This window comes from Sinorhizobium americanum, assembly GCF_001651855.1.
GTDB classification, from domain to species: domain Bacteria; phylum Pseudomonadota; class Alphaproteobacteria; order Rhizobiales; family Rhizobiaceae; genus Sinorhizobium; species Sinorhizobium americanum.
On record NZ_LNQC01000076.1, the window covers coordinates 215764 to 233961 of the forward strand.

At 64.2% G+C, this 18198-nt stretch carries 15 protein-coding genes; 6 read left to right on the forward strand and 9 right to left on the reverse strand.

The genetic code is table 11. The features are described 5' to 3' along the window. The 5 genes from ATC00_RS25105 to ATC00_RS25125 all read right to left on the reverse strand — a co-directional run bounded on the left by ATC00_RS25105 (position 1) and on the right by ATC00_RS25125 (position 7153). Positions 1 to 990 (reverse strand): carbohydrate ABC transporter permease, encoded by a 990-nt coding sequence (locus tag ATC00_RS25105; RefSeq protein ID WP_064254842.1) that lies wholly within the window; start codon positions 988 to 990, stop codon positions 1 to 3. A 2-nt stretch (positions 991 to 992) separates the two neighbouring features. Next, the gene (locus ATC00_RS25110; protein ID WP_064254961.1) at positions 993 to 2093 is read right to left on the reverse strand and encodes an ABC transporter ATP-binding protein; all 1101 of its coding nucleotides are present in this window, start codon (positions 2091 to 2093) and stop codon (positions 993 to 995) included. Between the two features lie 103 nt (positions 2094 to 2196). Then, entirely contained in the window at positions 2197 to 3531 is a 1335-nt protein-coding gene (pglB, locus tag ATC00_RS25115; protein WP_064254843.1) for a polygalacturonase PglB, read from the reverse strand. Next, entirely contained in the window at positions 3525 to 4625 is a 1101-nt protein-coding gene (bglB, locus tag ATC00_RS25120) for a beta-galactosidase BglB (RefSeq protein ID WP_082912553.1), read from the reverse strand. Before bglB ends, pglB begins: the two co-directional genes overlap by 7 nt. Then, positions 4616 to 7153: a hypothetical protein gene (locus ATC00_RS25125; RefSeq protein WP_082912554.1), complete on the reverse strand. Its 2538-nt coding sequence runs from the start codon at positions 7151 to 7153 to the stop codon at positions 4616 to 4618. The genes bglB and ATC00_RS25125 overlap by 10 nt, the downstream gene beginning before the upstream one ends. A 193-nt stretch (positions 7154 to 7346) precedes the next feature. Between ATC00_RS25125 and ATC00_RS25130 the strand changes: the two genes are divergently transcribed. The 3 genes from ATC00_RS25130 to kduD all read left to right on the forward strand — a co-directional run bounded on the left by ATC00_RS25130 (position 7347) and on the right by kduD (position 10324). Further along, positions 7347 to 8624 carry an ABC transporter substrate-binding protein gene (locus ATC00_RS25130; RefSeq protein WP_064254845.1) on the forward strand — a complete coding sequence of 426 codons (1278 nt, stop codon included), beginning with the start codon at positions 7347 to 7349 and terminating at the stop codon, positions 8622 to 8624. Between the two features lie 93 nt (positions 8625 to 8717). Further along, positions 8718 to 9566, forward strand: a complete 849-nt coding sequence (gene kduI / locus ATC00_RS25135) for a 5-dehydro-4-deoxy-D-glucuronate isomerase (RefSeq protein ID WP_064254846.1) — start codon at positions 8718 to 8720, stop codon at positions 9564 to 9566. After that, positions 9563 to 10324, forward strand: a complete 762-nt coding sequence (kduD, locus tag ATC00_RS25140; protein ID WP_064254847.1) for a 2-dehydro-3-deoxy-D-gluconate 5-dehydrogenase KduD — start codon at positions 9563 to 9565, stop codon at positions 10322 to 10324. The genes kduI and kduD overlap by 4 nt, the downstream gene beginning before the upstream one ends. A gap of 46 nt (positions 10325 to 10370) precedes the next feature. Here kduD and ATC00_RS25145 read toward each other — a convergent pair whose 3' ends face one another. From ATC00_RS25145 to tauA, 3 genes are read right to left on the reverse strand one after another with little or no spacing between them, the layout of a single operon-like run. Then, positions 10371 to 11225 (reverse strand): ABC transporter permease subunit, encoded by an 855-nt coding sequence (locus ATC00_RS25145; protein WP_064254848.1) that lies wholly within the window; start codon positions 11223 to 11225, stop codon positions 10371 to 10373. Further along, positions 11222 to 12025, reverse strand: a complete 804-nt coding sequence (locus ATC00_RS25150) for a taurine ABC transporter ATP-binding protein (RefSeq protein WP_064254849.1) — start codon at positions 12023 to 12025, stop codon at positions 11222 to 11224. The genes ATC00_RS25145 and ATC00_RS25150 overlap by 4 nt, the downstream gene beginning before the upstream one ends. 57 nt (positions 12026 to 12082) lie before the next feature. Beyond that, positions 12083 to 13090: a taurine ABC transporter substrate-binding protein gene (gene tauA, locus ATC00_RS25155; RefSeq protein WP_064254850.1), complete on the reverse strand. Its 1008-nt coding sequence runs from the start codon at positions 13088 to 13090 to the stop codon at positions 12083 to 12085. Positions 13091 to 13312: 222 nt separating this feature from the next. Between tauA and ATC00_RS25160 the strand changes: the two genes are divergently transcribed. The 3 genes from ATC00_RS25160 to rpsU all read left to right on the forward strand — a co-directional run bounded on the left by ATC00_RS25160 (position 13313) and on the right by rpsU (position 15754). Continuing rightward, positions 13313 to 14746: an FAD/NAD(P)-binding protein gene (locus ATC00_RS25160; protein ID WP_064254851.1), complete on the forward strand. Its 1434-nt coding sequence runs from the start codon at positions 13313 to 13315 to the stop codon at positions 14744 to 14746. A gap of 304 nt (positions 14747 to 15050) precedes the next feature. Then, positions 15051 to 15260: a cold-shock protein gene (locus ATC00_RS25165; protein ID WP_064254852.1), complete on the forward strand. Its 210-nt coding sequence runs from the start codon at positions 15051 to 15053 to the stop codon at positions 15258 to 15260. A 257-nt stretch (positions 15261 to 15517) separates the two neighbouring features. After that, positions 15518 to 15754 (forward strand): 30S ribosomal protein S21, encoded by a 237-nt coding sequence (gene rpsU / locus ATC00_RS25170; RefSeq protein ID WP_014762084.1) that lies wholly within the window; start codon positions 15518 to 15520, stop codon positions 15752 to 15754. A 73-nt stretch (positions 15755 to 15827) separates the two neighbouring features. On the opposite strand, the gene ATC00_RS25175 is transcribed toward rpsU, so the two are convergent. Continuing rightward, on the reverse strand, positions 15828 to 18014 hold the full coding sequence (locus tag ATC00_RS25175) for an amylo-alpha-1,6-glucosidase (RefSeq protein ID WP_064254853.1): 2187 nt from the start codon (positions 18012 to 18014) through the stop codon (positions 15828 to 15830). Between the last annotated feature and the right edge of the window lie 184 nt (positions 18015 to 18198).

The following is an 18198-nucleotide window of genomic DNA, read 5'->3' on the forward strand; positions in this document are numbered from 1 at the left end:
TCAGGACTCCACCTTCTTGCCGAGGCGCAGCTGCACCAGGGTAAGGACCAGAAGCACCAGCCCCATGAGGACGGAGGCAGCCGAGGCGAGGCCGTAGAGCCTCAGGTCGCCGGCAAACGCCATCTGGTAGATGTATTGGACGATGAACGTGTTCGCCGTGCCCGGGCCGCCGCCATTGGTCAGCACCCAGGCCTCGTCGAAGATCTGTACCGAGCGGATCATCAGGAGGATCAGCACGACGAGCAGGTTCGGGCCGAGGAGCGGCAGCGTGATGCGGAACAGGGTGCGCGACGGCGTGGCGGCGTCGATTGCCGCCGCCTCATAGAGATCCTTGGGGATCGCCTGGAGGCCGGCGAGCAGGATCAGCGTATAGAAGCCCATGTGGAACCAGACCGAGACGACGACGACGAAGAAGCGCGACCAGCCGACGTCGAGGAGGAAGATTTCCGGCGGTACGCCCAGCATCTGCAGGAAGGCGTTGAGCAGCCCGTTGCGATCCAGGAACCACTTCCAGATCAGCCCGATGACCACGGGCGACAAGAGAACTGGATAGAAGAACATCGCCCGGAAGAAGCCGCGCGCCGCTATCGCGCGGTTGAGGATCAGTGCGGTGACGAGGGCGACCAGAAGGGTGGCGGCGACATTGAAGCCGACGAACCAGAGCGTGTTCCAGATCGCCGTCCAGAAAAGCGATTCCTCGCAGCTTCCCGGCACGAGATAGCTGTCGCAGGCGAGCAGCTTGCGGAAATTGTCGAGGCCGACGAAAGGTCGGTTGGAAATCAGCAGATCGGCGCCGCCGGTGAAGGCGTAGCCGATGGCGATCGCAATCGGTAGGAAGGTGAAGATGCCGAAGAGCACCAGGTTCGGCGCGAGGAAGAGATAGGGCATCCGCCCCTTGCCGATCACGCGCTCGATGGCGTTGATCGGCGCCTCGAAGAGCGCCATGACGAGGTCGAGTGCGCGGTCGGCGAGTCCTGCTGCTCTCGCCATGGTCAGGCCCTCCCGCTGACGCGGCCGAGCGCGAGCTCGCTTGCCGGATCGAAGACATGCAGTCGGTCGTCCTGCGGCGTGATCTTCAGGATGGCGCCCGGCGCGGGCGCGAAATGCCCGTACCGATGGACGATAACCTGCGCAGACTGCCCCTGAAGATTGCCGTAGACGTAGGTCTCCGTCCCGAGGCTCTCGTGATATTGCACCTCGAAGGGCAGGCCTTCGCTGTCGGAAAGCGCGAAATGCGCCGGCCGGACGCCGGCAAGGACTTCCTGTCCAGCGGTGACCTTGGCGGGATCGACGTCGCTCCGGAGCAGGGTGGGATAGCCGACGTCGACGAGGACGCTGCGATCGTCGCCGATCACGACCCGGCCCTTCAAAATATTCATGCGCGGCGAGCCGAGGAAGCCGGCGACGAAGAGATTGCGCGGATGATCGAAGAGCTCGAGCGGCGATCCCACCTGTTCGATGCGGCCGGCCCGAAGCACGACGATCTTGTCGGCCATGGTCATCGCCTCGACCTGGTCGTGGGTGACATAGATCATCGTCGTCTGCATCTCGCGATGCAGCTTGGTGATCTCGGCGCGCGTCTGGACGCGAAGCGCCGCATCGAGATTGGAGAGCGGCTCGTCGAAGAGGAAGATGTCCGGGTCGCGCACGATCGCCCGGCCGATCGCGACGCGCTGGCGCTGGCCGCCGGAAAGCTGCTTCGGCCTGCGGTCGAGATAGGGCTCGATCGCCAGCATGCGGGCGGCTTCCGTGATCCGCGCGTCGATCTCGGCCCGCTTGAATTTCAGGTTCTCGAGGCCGAAAGCGAGATTCTTGCGCACGCTCATATGCGGATAGAGGGCGTAGGACTGGAAGACCATGGCGATCTTCCGTTCGGCCGGCGAGAGCGCCCCGACATCGCGGCCGCCGATGGCGATCGCGCCGGAGGTGACGTCCTCGAGGCCGGCGATGATGCGCAGCAGGGTCGACTTGCCGCAGCCCGACGGGCCGACGAAGACGACGAATTCGCCATCGTCGATCTGAAGGTTCACGTCGTGCAGGACGTGAACGGTGCCGAACGCTTTGTTGAGGTTCGTAAGCTTGAGATCTCCCATCGCCTGCTCCCGGTAGATCACCATGCTTCGGGTCGCTTCGCCCGAAAATCATGGACTTGATCGAGTCTGATAAATTGGAGCGGGATGCGGGCATCCCACTCGGTCAATGCTTCTCTTCGACGATAGTCCTTGCACTCCAGCCTTCCGGCAGGCGCATCGGACGCTTCACCGCCACGTCCTCCGTGACCAGCCCCTCGACGCCTTTCACAAAGATCGCCGGCATACCGCCCGGGTAGTCGAGAAGCCCGACGATCCGGCCGTCGTTGCCGCGCGTCCAGGCGTTGGCTCGCCCCGCCGCCTCGGCGCACGGGGCGATGTCCGCAAAGGTCGGCCGCAGATCGTAGTGCAGGCCGGTGCCGAGCCGTCCGGGCTGCTGCGCAAGCGTGATCCGGTTGAGCTCGACGTTGCTGATGCCGGCAGTAGAGGTGGAGACGAGGTTGATCGCCCCCTCCATGCGGCCGCTGATTTCCTCGACGAGAAGGTTTTCCACCGCACCCGCCCGGCGCTCCGGGCGCCGGTCGACCACGGTCACCGTCAGGGCTTCGCCCGAACCCCAGAAGCCGTCGGGGGTTTCGTGGCAATCGACCTCGATCCGCGAGAAGCGGATGTTTCGCATCTGGCCGCCGTCGCGCGAGAACAGGCCGAGGCCGCGATTGGACTCACTGACGTTGCAATCCTCGAAGGCGATATCGCTGAAGTCGCCGAAGGACTCTGTCCCGAGTTTCAGCGCGCAGCTCAGACTTGAGACGGTGCAGCGGCGTACAGTGATGTTCTCGCAGGCCCCGATCGCCTTGCCGTCCGGCCCCGCACTCGTCTTCAGGCAGATGCCGTCGTCAGCGGTCGAAATGGTGCAATCCTCGATCAGCACGCGGCGGCAGGCATCGAGGACCATGCCGTCGGTGTTCGGCAGCCGCCGGTCGTTGGTGATCGTGACGCCGCGGATGACGACGTCCTCGCAATCGGCAAGGTGAAGGGTCCACATCGGCGAGCCGGTAACGTGGAAACCGTCGAGCCCGACGCCCCGGCATCCCTCGAAGACGACCACGCGGGGCCGGAATTCCGCCGGAATGAAGGTGCCGACATCGGGGTCGTCGCCGGTGATGAAATGCTCGCCGCCGGCCTCGATCCGGCCCGGGCCGGTGATCCGTACATTCTCGGAGTTCCGCGCGACGATCATGCCCCTGTCGGATTTTTCGGCGATGACCCGAACGGTCGTACCGCGGTAGGCCTCGTAATCGGGAATAGCGCGCAGCAGGGCGCCTTCGGTCAGATGCAGTTCGACGCCGCTCTTCAGGAGCAGCCCGCCCGCCACGTGTTCGCCGGCGAGCAGCGACACGCGGCCGCCGCCGCGGCCCGAGACCTGGTCGATCGCCGTCTGGATCTCGGCGGTCGCATCACGGCCGGTCGCGCCAATGCTGAGCTGCTTCGGCGTCACGATTTGGTATCCTCCTCGAGAAGCACATCGATCAATAACAGCATGGTCAGCGCTTGGCCGTAGGGGGTCGGCAGGTTGGGGATGCGCCGGTAGAAGTCGAGGTCGTGGCCCATTGGTGTGCCATCCGAGACGCCCTGGACGACGCCTTCCGCATCGATCTGGCCGAGCACCGCCATCAGGGCACGATCGGCGTGAACGCGGTCTTCCTGCCTCAGGATGCCGGCTTCTATGCCGCGCAGGATGCCATAGGCGATGCCAGCGGTGGCGGAGGTCTCGACGGGCGAGGTCGGGTCGTTGACCAGCGTGTGGAACATGCCATCATCGCGCTGATGGCGCTTCAAAGCACGGACCTGGCTGGCGAGCACGTTCGAGAGGAAGCGCTTGTCGCTCGGGTTGAGCGAGGGCACGAGCTCGAAAAGCTCGGGGATCGCCACCGTGATCCAGGCATTGCCGCGCGCCCAGAAGGCCTTGGCGAAGTTGTGGCGGCCGTTGAAGGTCCAGCCGTGATACCAGAGGCCGGTGATCGGGTCGGAGAGATAACGCGTGTGGACCATGAACTGGTAGACCGCCTCGTCGATCCAGTCGCGGCGATCGCAGATGACGCCGGCGCGGGCGAGAAACAGGCAAGCCATGAACAGCGTGTCGTCCCAGAGCTCGCCGTCGTTCAGCCGCTCCTTGACGACGTGCTGGAAGCCGCCATCCTCGGTCTTCGGCAGGCTATGCACGAGCCAGTCGGCCCAGTCCTCGACGAGGGCGCGGAAATCGGGCCGGTCGACATGCTCGGTCAGGATGACGAGCGGCAACATCGGCGCCGAACTGTTGATCTGGCGCGGCGGCAGGCCGCGTTCAATCTGCCAGGCATACCAGCCGACGAGGTCGTCGATCGCCTTGCGATCACTGGTGGCGATGGCGCGACGCAGGAAGCCGTAGAGACCGACGCCGACCTCCCAATCCCACTCGTCGAACTGGATGCCGCCGGCATGATCCGCGCCGACAAGGCCCTCCTTGATGCCCTTCAGCCGGCTGAAGGCGGCCGCGACCTTGTCGACCTTGGTCTTGAGCGTCGCTCGCTCGATGTTGATCTCATTCATCCGCATGGTCCATTCATGAAATAGAAGAGACGGTCCGCGCGACCGGCGGGACCGGCATGGTCGAAGGTGATCTCGGGCTGCGGCTGCTCATGGCCGAAGGTCAGGGGCTCCCCGCCGAGCGAGAAGGCGCCGTCATGGGAAAGCCGCAGCGCCGGCCGATCCGGAGGTGCGACCGAAAGCAGGCGTCGATCGGCGTCGAAGGTCACCCCGGTCGCGTGAATTCGCTCGCGGAAACGCTCGAAATCGCTGATGCCGCCGCAGCCGATGGCGGCGACCCAGCCGCAGAGGCGACCCTCGGAGCGGAGCTCCCGGCCGGCCGTAGCGCCCTTGGTGACCATGGTGAGGCCGTTGGTGGCGCAAAGGGCGGCGAAGCCGGCCCCCGAGCGGACGATCAGCCAGTTGTCCTCGGTGAGGATCTCGTCGAAACCGTCCCGTCCGAGATAGGCGTGGGTCCAGCCGTTGCGATGATCCTGCGTGTCGAAGATCATCAGCGCCAGATCGCGGTGCTGGGCGACGCGCGGAAGAATGCCGCTGCCTGCCCAATAGGAGGGCCGTTGCGTGCCCCAGGGATCGTCCTCGCCCGGGTGGTTCACCCAGAGCCGCGCCATCGGATGACCGGCAAGGCGAATGTCCATGACGTGCTGCTGGTGGCCCTTCCGGCCGGTCTTGTGGTCGACGACCGTCGATAGCTGCGCCGCCTCGTTCTTGAAGAGAACGAGCTTGCCGAAATCGAGCCCCTGCGCGTAACGTGCCTCGATGGCACGGCCGGGCTCGAGCCGCGCCAGTCGGTCGAGATGGGCGGGCGGGAAATAATCCGAGCAGCAGAACATCGGCAGCGAGGCGACGCCGCCGTTCAGCCAGCCCTCGCCGAAGGCGACGGCGGCGAAGGGCGCAAGCTCGGTCAGCGGTCCGGCGCGCAGTTCCTTGTCGTAGGCGCGCCCCTGCGAGCCCGCCGGCACGCCGGCAAGCGTGTGTAGCGCGATCATTTCGAAGATCAGGTCGAGCTGACGCCGGGCGCGGCCCGCAAGCTCGGGCTCGGCCCAGTGCTCGAGCGCCAAAAGGCCGATGAAATCGATCGGATAGTAGGCGGCCGAGTTCCATTCCGCCAGCCCATGCGCCTCGACGCTGTCGAACCAGCGATGAAGGCGTGCCTTGGCGAGCGCCGCCTGCTCACGTCCGCTCCGCCCCGAGGCCGCGAAGACGGCGTCTGGCAGGAAGTCTCCGGCGAGCAGTTGGCTCGCATGGAAGCAAAGCACGTGATTCTCGCTCCAGAACCACATGACGTCATTGCCGGGTTCGTCGACCCAGTAACGGTAACCCAGCACCGATGCCCGGATTCTCTCGACCGTCTCCGGGCCAAGCCGCTCGCCATAGGCGCGGACGAGCCAGAGCAGCGGCACCAGGACGAAATCGGAGCAATCCTCGCGCCGGTCGATCGATTGCAGGGTCACCGCGATGAGGCGGTCGATCGTTGCCCTGTCGTCGCTGCCGACGGCGACCATGGCAAGCGCCCGGCCGATGCGTTCCGCGCCTTGAGCGGCACTGAAATCGAGTGCCGCCCGCTTTCGCTCGGCGATGGTTTCAGCCGTCGCGGCAGGCGAAAGCCGGCCGAGGAAGGCGGCGTCGATGACCCGGGTGACGGTGCCGGCGCCGGATCCGATCGTCAGCCGCACGCCGTGATAGCCGTCCGGAATGCCGAGAGTTTCGGAGATGGTGAGGCGAATCTCCCTGGCGCCGAGCGTTGCCGCCGCCCGAGCCAGAACGGCCCGATCATGGCCGTGGCTGTAGACCTCGACGAACACCGGCAGGTCGACTTCGGGCGCAGCGTCGAAGACGAGTTCGAGCGCCGAGTCGACGAAGACGTCGCGGCTCGGCCGGACGTCGCGCACGAGAGCGGCAAGGCGGTTGACCTCGTCGCTGTCGAGAGGGACCGGTAGAACGACGGTCAGCGGCGTCTCGTCCAGCAGCTCCAACTCGAAGAACCAGATCGTGTCCCTTTCGGCGAGATCCTCCGTGTGAAGCAGGATCTCGTTGTCGCCCGGTTGAAGCGCGAGGGTCACCTCGGAGGTGCTTTCGACATTCCGCCTAAATGGTTCGAAGCGCACCTGCTCGACGCCGTTCACCCAGATGCGCACGCCGCCGCAGGTCCCCAGTCGCAGGTGAAGTGGGCGCGGAGCATCGGTCCGGAAGGTGCCCTTCAGCCAGCGGCGGATATGGGTCGGAACATGCCAGAAGCCGGTGAATTCGACACGGCGGTTCGAGCCCGGCAGGTTCAGATGCGCCGGCCAGTCGCGTTCCGGTTCGATCGCCCGGCCGACCATCTCGGCCCAGAACGCCTTGCGGCAGGGCAGGTCGCCGACATCGACGAATCCGTTGATGAAGCGGTAGTTGACGCGGTCTTCCGCCGGCGCCGCGGTGCCGGGGAAGTCTTTGCTGATCAGCTCGGAGACGATCCAGGCGGTGATCGTCTCGCCCTTTTGGACCTCGTAGGTCGGGTCGAGAGACGGTGCTTGCGTGGCGGAATTGTCGTTCATAGACCGCCTCCCGTCGATCATATGAAAAGATTTTCACAAGTGGCGTTCCGGCCGATAAGGCTTCGCGCCTGCGATACGGTGGCAAAGAAACAGCTTGACCTTTGCGCTGTCAAGTCGCAAAAAGGTGAAAATCGAATTTGGCAGAGGAGTTCCGGTTCGATTTCGTGAAAATGTTTTCATAGGGAGGATGAGCATGTCGAAGCTTCTTTCGGGCGCCAGCGCCCTTGTCATCGCCGGTTTCGTCGGCGCGGTCTCGGCCCAGGCCGAAACCAAGACGATCACATTCCTGTTTACCGATGACGACCAGGGCTATGTCGAGCGCATGGCCGAGCTCAGCAAGGAATTCGAGAGCACCCATCCGGACGTGAAGGTCAATTTCGTTTCGTCCGGCTACGATGCCGTCGCCAAGCAGCTGCCGGTGCAGCTTGCGGTCGGCGAGGGGCCTGACCTCGCCAAGATCACCGATTGGCAGCTCGCGCCGTACTATCTGGACATGCGCCCTTACATGAAGGACCCGGAGACCTACGCCAAGCTCCACGGCGCAAGCCTCGAGCAGCTTCGCCTGCCGAACATCAACGAGCCGAATTCCATCAACGGCTATGTGGCGTCGCAGACGCTGAACCTGCCCTTCGTCAACAAGACGCTGTTCGAGCAGGCCGGCGAGCCCCTGCCGGGACCGAAGGCGACGCTCAAGGAGATCGTCGAAGCCTCGGCGCGGGTCGCGAAGGCAACGGGCGTGCAGGTTCCCTTTACCATGGACCGCTCCGGCCACCGCTTCTCCGGTGCCGCCTTCTCCTATGGTTCGACCTATGTGAAGGACGGCAAGTTCAGCTTCCCGGACGAAGCTGCCAAGAAATACATCGCCGACGTCTATTCGTGGACCGAGAACGGCAGTTTCCCCAAGGAAATGTGGGGCGCGGCCGGCGGATCGCAGTACAAGAACATGGGTGACGAGTTCGTCAACGGCAATGTCGTGACCTATCTGGCCGGCAACTGGATGGTCAACCCGTTCCAGACGAAGATTGGCGACGCCTTCGATTGGACGGCGATCAATGCGCCCTGCGGCGAGGCCGGGTGCTACGCCATGCCGGGCGCGACGGCGATCGTCGGCTTCAAACGCACCAAGCACCCGGAAGCGGTGGCCGAGTTCATCGAATTCCTCGGCTCCGAGAAGATTCAGCGGGAGATCGCCGAGAACTACGTGATCCTCACCGGCGCCGACATCAAGGACCCGCAATACAAGCTTTCGAGCGAGAACGCCAAGTCCGCCATGGCGGTCTTCCTCGACAACAAGAAGAACGTGCCGCAGGCGGCACGCGACTTCGAGCGCCAGAAGGGCGGATCGGCGCTCTATCAGCAGATCGTGCAGCGTATGAGCCAACTGATCGTCGGCGAATTGTCACTCGATGAGACCTACAAGGTGCTGGAGGACGACGTGCGCAAGATCAACGAAGCGCGCGCCACCCAGTAAGCGCCACTCCCATAAGCCTCCCAGGCTGGACGGCGTGCCCTCTCAGTGGGCGCGTCGTCCCTCGCGCTCGAAGCAAAAACGAAGAGGAACGCTATGCAGTCGTCGATAACTGTTCGCCACGCAGTTCACTACTCTCAGTCGGAAGCCATGACCGGGAGCGAGTTGCGGCAGAACTTCCTGATCGAGGAACTGTTTACGCCCGGGCGCGCGACCGCGGTCTACACGCATTACGACCGGCTGCTCCTCATCGGCGCGATGCCGGACAAGGAGGCAATCGGCCTCGGCGAGGACATGGCGCGCGTCGTCGGTGGCGAATTCCTTCTTGAACGACGCGAATTGGGGCTGATCAATATCGGCGGTCCGGGGATCGTGCGAGCGGACAACGCCGTTTTCGAGATCGGCTTTCAGGACGCGCTCTATCTCGGCATGGGGACCCGGAATGTCTCTTTCGAAAGCGCCGATCCTTCGACGCCCGCCAAGTTCTATATCAACAGCGCTCCCGCCCATGCCGCCTTTCCGGCCCGGCATATCCGCAAGTCGGAAGCGATCGAACTCCATCTCGGCGACGGCAAGACCTCGAACAAGCGAACGCTCTTCCAATATATCCATCCGGATGTCGTGCCGAGCTGCCAATTGCTGATGGGCATGACGCGTCTCGAGCCGGGCAGCGTCTGGAACACCATGCCGGCGCATACGCATGACCGGCGCATGGAGGCCTATCTCTATTTCGAGGTGCCCCAGGATGCCTTCGTGGTTCATCTCATGGGGCGCCCGGAAGCGACGGGTCATCTGATCGTCAGAAACGAACAGGCGGTCGTCTCGCCGCCCTGGTCCGTCCATTGCGGCGCCGGGACCTCGGCCTATGCCTTCATCTGGAGCATGGCCGGCGACAACAAGTCGTTCAAGGATATGGATTTCGTGCCGATGGGTGATATCCGATGACCACCGGCCCCTTCGACCTCTCCGGAAAGCGGGCGCTGGTCACCGGCGCGCGCACCGGATTGGGGCAGGGCCTCGCTCTGGCGCTTGCTTCGGCCGGCGCCGACATCATCGGACTGGGATCGCAGGCGATGCCCGAGACCCGCGGCAGGGTCGAAGCGCTCGGGCGGCAGTTCAACGAGGTCGTCTACGATCTCAAAGACCCGAGCGGAATAGCGGAGATGTTCGCCGGCCTCGTCGCAGGTGGCGCGACGGTCGACATCCTGGTCAACAATGCCGGGCAGATACGCCGGTCCGACTTCATCGATTTCACCGAAGAGGACTGGGACGACGTCCTGAACATCAACCTGAAGAGCGCCTTCGTCCTCTCCCAGGCGGTGGTCAGGCATATGCTCGAACGGGGCATACAGGGGCGGATCGTCAACATCGCCTCGCTGTTATCCTTCCAGGGCGGGATCCGCGTTGCCTCCTATACGGCCTCCAAGCATGGCGTCGCCGGGCTCACCAAGCTGATGGCCAACGAGCTGGCCGCGAAGGGGATCACCGTTAACGCGATCGCGCCAGGCTATATGGCGACGGACAATACTGAAGCGCTCCGCAACGATCCCGACCGCCATCGTGCCATTCTCGAGCGTATCCCCTGCGGCCGCTGGGGCGAGCCGACCGACCTCGACACTGCGGTGCTGTTCTTCGCTTCGCCGGCGAGCGGCTATGTCACGGGCCAAGTGCTTGCCGTCGACGGGGGCTGGCTGGCGCGCTGACGACCACGGGATGGGGGGACTTGGCCCCCACGGATGGGCCCACCGTTCAATGTGCCGAAGCCCAGGGCGCCAACCACCGTTCGAGGGCGCGCGCGGCGATCTCGAGCAGGATGGCGATCAGCGCGATGACCGCGATGCCGGCAATCACCACATCGGTGACGAGGAACTGGGCGGCCGACTGGATCATGAAGCCGAGCCCTCGGGTGGCGGCGACGAGTTCCGCCGCAACCAGCGTCGACCAGCCAGTGCCAAGCGCGATCCGGGTTCCGGTCAGGATCGACGGCAGGGCCGAGGGCAAGACGACGTGGAGCGTCACCTGGCGCCTGGTGGCGCCGAAGGCGCGAGCTGCGTTGATGTGATCCTTCGGCACTGCGCGAACGCCGGCGGCCGTCGAGATGATGATCGACGGCAGCATCGACAGCGCGATAACAGTGACCTTAGATGCCTCGCCGATGCCGAACCAGATGATGATCAGCGGCAGATAGGCCAGCGGCGGCAGCGGTCTCAAGAACTCGACGATCGGGTCGAGAATGCCCCGGCCAATCCGGCTCATGCCGATCGCAAGCCCGGCGGGTACACCGATCAGCACGGAAACACCAAGGCCGCCGAGCACCCGCCCGAGGCTGGCGAGCACGTGCTCGGCGAGGGTCGAGTCGACGAAGCCGACGGTGACGAGGTTCCAGAGCGTCGCCGCGACGACGGCCGGCGCGGGCAGGAAGATCGGTGAGACCAGCCCGGCCGTCGCGGTCGCCGCCCAAATCAGCAAGAGGCCTGCCGCCGTGAGAAGCGAAACCAGCGCTATCGGCACCTGCCTTTTTCGGACGGGCGTTTGCTTTGCCTGCGCCGCGTTCACATCGGGAACGTAACCGTAGGATTGCGGCAGGTGGGTCGTCAGCGTCATGCGGCAAGCTCCTCTTCCGGGCTGGCGGTATGGATGAGGCCGATCAGACCGTCATGCATGCGTTTGAAGGCCGGGGAGGCCCGCACGTCGCCGGCTGGCGTCCCGGAGAGAATATCGGCGGCAAAGCTGCTCGGAATATCGGCGGCGAGCCGGCCCGGATGGGGCGACAGGACGACAATGCGCGTGGCAAGCAGAAGCGCCTCGTCGATGCTGTGGGTGATCAGGAGGGCACCGGAGCCGCTCTTCGTCCAGACATTCAGAAGAAAGGTCTGCATCCGGCTGCGCGTCAGCGAATCGAGCGCACCGAGCGGCTCGTCGAGCAGGAGAAAGCGAGGTTCGGCTGCCAGCGCCCGGGCGATGCCGACACGCTGGCGCATGCCTCCCGATAGTTCAGAGATGCGGCGATTGCCGGCGGTAGGCAGTCCGACGAGCTCAAGCAGTTCTTCGGCTCGAGCGCGCCGGTCGCGCTCGCCAACCCCTCTGAGCTTCAGGGGAAAGGCGACATTGTCGCGGGCGACGAGCCAGGGATAGAGCGCGTCGTCCTGGAAAACCACGGCGCGTTCGGTGCCCGGCCCGTCGATGGGCGCGCCGTCGAGCGTCACGGTGCCTTCGCTCGGCTCCTGGAAGCCGGCCGCGATATTGAGGAGGCTCGTCTTGCCGGAACCAGACCGGCCGATGACCGCGACGAATTCTCCGGTCGAGAGCGAGAGACTGATCCGGTCGAGCACCAGCTGCGCCGCGCCATTGCGGTCGCGCGCCGGATAGGTGAGACTGACGTCGTTGAACGACAAGTGGCTCATGGTCTCTCCTTGATTGGATTGCGACGCGGATATCTGCGGGCGCGTCGTCGCGTTGCCTCAGAAGGAGAGCTTGGCGGCGTCCTTCACCCAGCGCGGCGAGACATAGGCGCCGTAGTCCGGCAGCACCGCGGGGATCTTGCCCTGTTCCTTGAGGAAGGCTGCGGTTGCCGCGACGGCCTCGACCGTGCCGCCGCTCAGGAGATCGGTGCCGGCCTGTTCCTCGAGCGTCGGGAAGGTGTAGCCCTTGAGGAGTGCCGGAACCTCCTCCTGCTTGGCACCGGTCAGCCGGGCGATCTTCTCGGCTTCGGGTGATTTGGCGTCCCAGGCATCGGGGTCGGCGCGATAGGCCGCCGTCGCATCGCCCGTCACCTTGACGAAAGCCGCGACGACGTCTGGGTGCGCATTGGCGAAGCTCTTGCTGACGATCCATGCGTCGAAGGTCGGACCGCCCCAATTGCCGACATCGGCGGACGTCGCCAGCACGGTGCTGGTCTTCTTGATCTCGGCGAGAACCGGATCCCAGACATAGGCGCCGTCGATATCGCCGCGCGACCAGGCGGCGGCGATTTCCGGCGGCCGCAGATTGAGGATTTCGACGGATTTCGGATCGACGTTCCAATGCTTCAAGGCCGTCAGCAGGCTGTAGTGGGCGGTCGAGACGAAGGGGGTGGCGATCTTCTTGCCGGAAAGCTGCTCCGGCTTGTCGATGCCGCGAACGGCAAGCGCCTCGGCCTCGCTGATCAGGCCGACGAGAGCGATGGTTTCGATCGGCAGTTGACGGCTTGCGGCGGCGGCAAGCGGCGAGGAACCGACATAGCCGATGTCCAGCGAGCCGGAGGCGATGGCAGCGATGACATCGGCGCCGCCGTCGAATTTCTGCCAGTTGATCTTGGCGCCGGTGGCCTTCTCGTAGGTGCCGTCCGCCTGCGGCACGCGCGATGGTTCTACGATCGGCTGATAGCCAATATTGAGCGTCACGTCGGCCGAGAATGCCGCGGAAATGGGGAGTGCCAGCGTCAGGGCCGCGCCGGCGACAACTGCGAAGGTTCTGCGGTGGATTGTCATTGTACTCTCCTGAATTGTATGGCGACCGCCAGCTTCAGCTACCATCATTTAATCCATAGAATTAGTGGAGATAAATAAATCTCATTTTCAGCAGGTGCGTGCGACATCTTTCCTTCGATCGCATCGCATGCGAGGCTCGTGTTTCGCCCGCGTCCCCTGCCGCGTTCGGGCGAACACTCGCTTACCACCCCTCCGGGGCACTGAGAATTGCGGGAGTGCAGCATGCGAAAATTCGAGCCCGTGCCGGTCGTGGCGATTGTCGGAGGCGGTTTCAGCGGTGCCGCCGTGGCGCTGCATCTGGCACGCGCTCTCGGTGCCGAGCGGCGAGCACGCATTGTCGTCTTCGAACCGCGCGCCAGGCTCGGCGCCGGGCTTGCCTATGACACGGCCGAGGCCGCGCATCGCATCAATGTTCCGGCCTTCAAGATGAGCCTTTATCCGGACGAGCCGGAAAGCTTCGCCGACTACGTCGCCCGGGCCGATACGGTTTCCACCGATCCGGCCGCCTATACTCCCGAGGGCGTAGCCTATCCGCGTCGACACGTGTTCGGCGATTATGTCGCGGCCGAACTCGCTCCTTGTCTGGCAAGCGGGGCGATCGAGCACAGGCGCAAGCGGGTGCTCGAGATCAAGCAATCCGCAGGCCCCTGGACGATCCTTGCGGAGGATGGGGAGGCGCTCGCCGCCGACATCGCGGTTCTTGCCGTCACCCATCCGGCGCCGATGCTGCCAAAGACTTTGCTGCCGCTTTCGTCTTCTCCCAAACTGGTCGCCGATCCAACGAGCGCCGATGCACTGGACCGCATTGCACCGGCAGACCGCGTGTTGATCGTCGGCAACGGTCTGACAGCGGCGGACGTGGTCGCCGCGCTTGCGGAAAGAGGCCACCGCGGGCCGATCGTTTCCATTTCGCGGCGCGGGCTGCGGTCCCGCGGCCACCCGGCGATCGCGCAAGAGCCGTTCGGCGACTTCGTTTCCGAGCCGGCGAGCCGCGCTTCGGAGCTTCTTCGCCGCATTCGCCGAACACTGCGGGACGCCCGGCAACAGGGCCTGAGCTGGCATCCGGTCATCGACGCGGTGCGGGCGCAGGGCCAGCAGATCTGGCAGGTCCTGCCGCCCGTCGAGCGCCGCCGCATCGCCCGCCTGGCGCGCGCCTATTGGGACGTGCATCGGTTTCGCATAGCGCCGCAGGTGGAAAGCGTTCTGGACAGGGCGATCGAGAAAGGCCGACTTGAAATCGTTGCCGCCTCCATCGCATCGGCGGCGATGAAGGACGGGGAGATCAGGGTCGATCTCCGTCAGCGCGGCCGCGACGCGCCGCGGCACATCGTCGTTGACGCGATCGTGGTGACCACCGGCCCCGCCCATGGCGAGATCCTGAACTCGCAGTCCTTCCTGGCGGGCCTCGCAAGCGATGGCGTGCTCGTTCCCTGCCAAACCGGTCTCGGGATCGCCTGTGATCTTCATTCTCGCGCCGTGGGAGCAGGCGGCTGGGAGCAGCCGAACTTCTTCATCGCCGGGCCGCTGGCGCGCGGCACGTTCGGCGAACTGATGGGCCTTCCACAGGTGACGGAGCATGCGGTTCTCGTCGCCGATGAAATCGCAGCGCTGCTGGTGCATGGCGCGGCGAGCGGGCGTCGGCCTGTCGCCGGCTGAGTTCAAGACAGCGGGCGCGGCGCGGCCATGCCGAGATCGGCCGCGCCAATTCCAACGACTGTCCGGATATTATTTACGATTCAAAACAGCGGCTTGAACTGTATTTTCGAAACGCGCAAATGACCTCCGCAATTAAATTCGGTTTCGCCATTGCATCTCCGGAAGCGGCGTCTATATATAGCGCGTCGAACATTGCTTGAGACCTTTGTCGCGCGCCGAAGCGCTTCGTCAGATTTCCTCTCAAATATCGATCAAGCGGGGCAAATACTCGCCCGTAATTTCCAGCGATTGAAAGGAAATCGTTATGAATTCAGGCACCGTAAAGTGGTTCAACAGCACCAAGGGCTTTGGCTTTATCCAGCCCGACGACGGAACAACGGACGTGTTCGTCCATATCTCCGCCGTCGAGCGGGCCGGGCTGCGCTCGCTGGCCGAAGGCCAGAAGGTGACCTATGACATCGTCCGCGACAACAGGTCCGGCAAAAGCTCGGCAGACAATCTGCGAGCCGTCTGATTTGTCATTCGCCTCCGCTGACCACGGATGTACTGGCAGGGAGCGTTTGAATGACAGGGCGTCGTTTCGCGTCCGAGGATGCACGGCGCTGAAGAGGAGGTCGGGGTCGCCCCCGGCCTTTTTTGCCTGTGCCACCTGAAGGCTCGGCCGAAGGAGTCACGCTAGCTCTATAGCATCGAGGCCCACGCAGCAGTTGCCGCCGTCAGTGTTGGCTGACGGGATCATCTAATTTCTTATCAACACGGAAAGGATATACTTTGCAGGTACTCGTCAGAGACAATAATGTCGACCAGGCTCTCCGCGTTCTCAAGAAGAAGATGCAACGCGAAGGCGTCTTCCGCGAAATGAAGATGCGCAGCGCGTACGAAAAGCCCTCCGAAAAACGGGCTCGCGAAAAGGCCGAGGCCGTTCGCCGCACCCGCAAGCTTGCGCGCAAGAAACTGCAGCGCGAAGGCCTTCTGCCCTCGCCGAAGAAAGTGGCGCGCACGCGCTGAGCACTTCTCATGCTTGCGCGGGTCAGTGGCGAGCGCGTTCGCGCTTTTTTCCCTCCCGCGCGAAGCCCGTCCCTCAGGCGAAGGTCACGACGCGGACATGTCCGCGCCGCTCCAGCACGTCGATGACGACGCTGGTGCCGGAGCGGTTTGCCGCCACGTCGACGGAGCCGGAGCCGATCTGCAGGTTCCGGATCTCGAGTTCCTCGATGAAACCTGGCAGGTAGGGCGTGTCGAAGGTGATCTGCATCTGCTTCGTATGGAATTCGATGCCGAGGCAGGACTGGAGCAGCGACAGGGGTGCGGCGGCGGCCCAGGCCTGGGGGATGCAGGCGACGGGATAGAAGGTCGGACCTTGTGCACGCTGGCGCGGAAAACCGCAAAAGAGCTCCGGCAGACGGCGCAGGTCGATATAGGTAGAGGCGGCAAACAGTCCCTCGAAGATCCGTGCCGCGTGCAGACGAAAGCCGTAACGCGCCAGTCCGAGCGCGATCAAGGCGTTGTCGTGCGGCCATACCGAGCCGTTATGATAACTCATCGGATTATAGCGGCTTTCGGTGACCGGGATGGTTCGTATCCCCCAGCCTGAGAACGAGGCGCCCGACATCAGCGTTTTTGCGACCACTTCGGCCCGCTCGGGAATTGCAAGCCCGGTTAGCAGGGCATGTCCCGCATTGGAGGAGCGGACCCGGCAGGGCTGCTTGTCGCCATCAAGCGCGAGCACATAGGTGCCGAGTTCCGCATCGAAGAAGACCGCGTCGAAGCGATGCCGCAAGTCGTCGGCGCGGCGCGAGAACTCGACCGCCCGGTCCTCGTGGCCGAGAACCCTGAGCATCCTAGAGGCCGCCTCCCAGGCGCCATAGACATAGGCCTGGACTTCCGCGATGGCGATCGGCCCCCTGGCGAGCATACCGTCGGCGTGGAAGATGGAGTCGTGGCTGTCCTTCCAGCCCTGGTTGGCGAGGCCTTCCTCGGTCCGGCGACCATATTCGACGAAGCCGTCTCCGTCGCGATCGCCGTGGACATCGATCCATTTCAGCGCGGCCTCGATATTCGGCCAGATCGTCCGGATCGTTGACGCGTCGCCCGTGCGTTGCAGGTACTGCCCGGCCAGCATCACGAAAAGCGGCGTCGAGTCGACGCTGCCATAATAGCGGCGGAACGGGACTTCCCGCAGTTCGGCCATCTCGCCGAAGCGCACCTCGTGCAGGATCTTGCCCGGTTCGGCATCCGACAAGGGATCGAAATCGGTCGCTTGGTTGGCTGCGAGATGCGCAAGCACGCCGCGGGCGATTTCCGGATCGAGCCACAGGGTTTCGATCGCGGTGATGATCGCGTCGCGGCCGAACACCGTGCTGAACCAGGGAATTCCCGCGTAGGGATAGGGGCCTTCATTGGTGTCGGTGATGAGCATGTAGAGGTCGGATATGCTGCGCTGGACGACCTCGTTGAAGACTTCGTTCGAGCTGACGATCGACGCCGCGCGCCCCGAAGATGTGCGCAAGGCACGACGCGCATCCCTCAGCGCAAAGAAAAATGACCGGTGACCGATGGTGATCGCCGGTTCCCTCTGGCAGTTGATCTCAAGGAACAGCGTCCGGCTTTGACCCGGTGCAAGACCGATCTCGTACACGGCTTCGGTTGCCGAAAGACGCAACGGCGGCGGATCGAAACCCAGGCGCGTCGTCCGCTTCTGGCCATCGAGGCCGGTATAGGAAAGATGCACCTCACCGCGCTTGGCCGTCGCCGGATGCATTTGGCCGCGCTGTTTGCGCTGCTTGCCGCGAACCTCGAACAAATCCGCGAAATCTGCCGCAAAGGCCAGCCTGATTTCTATCTGCTGCGGCCGCTCATGAAAGTTGCGCACCAGGATCCGTTCGTAGCAGGTGCCGTTCCAGAGAAAGCGGGAGCGCCTGAGATGGATCGAATCATGGGGAAGCGCAAGTGCACCACTATCATCCACAAAATCGGGATTGGTCAGGTCGCAGGTCAGCGTCGCGTTGTCGTCTCTGAGCGTCGAGGACAGGAGCAAGGGTCGAGCGCCGTTGATCGTCACGGCGAGGTGGGAAAGATGCCGGGTGTCGCGATGGAACAACCCTTCAGGGCTGCCGGATCCCGAATAGGCATCGCCGTTGTGGTCGAAGACGGCAAAGGTATCGCCGTGCTTCAAGGTGTTCGGGCGTCGTTCCTGGAGCGAGGTGGCTGCAGCAACGGAATATTCGGGTGGCTCGGTGACCGGAGAGTCGACGTCGGCAGGAGACATGGCGCTTCCCTTGGCACGCACCGGGGCCTCGGCGGGGCGCCCCGCGGATGTCCGATAACAACAGCCTCCTGATTTTGTTCCGGACGTCTAGGAAATAAGTGGGCAGCAGATGGACGATCGCGCAGCCGCGAAGGGGCGTTGACGTGGCGCGGCTTCGCAACCTCACTCCTGCCATGGAACAAGG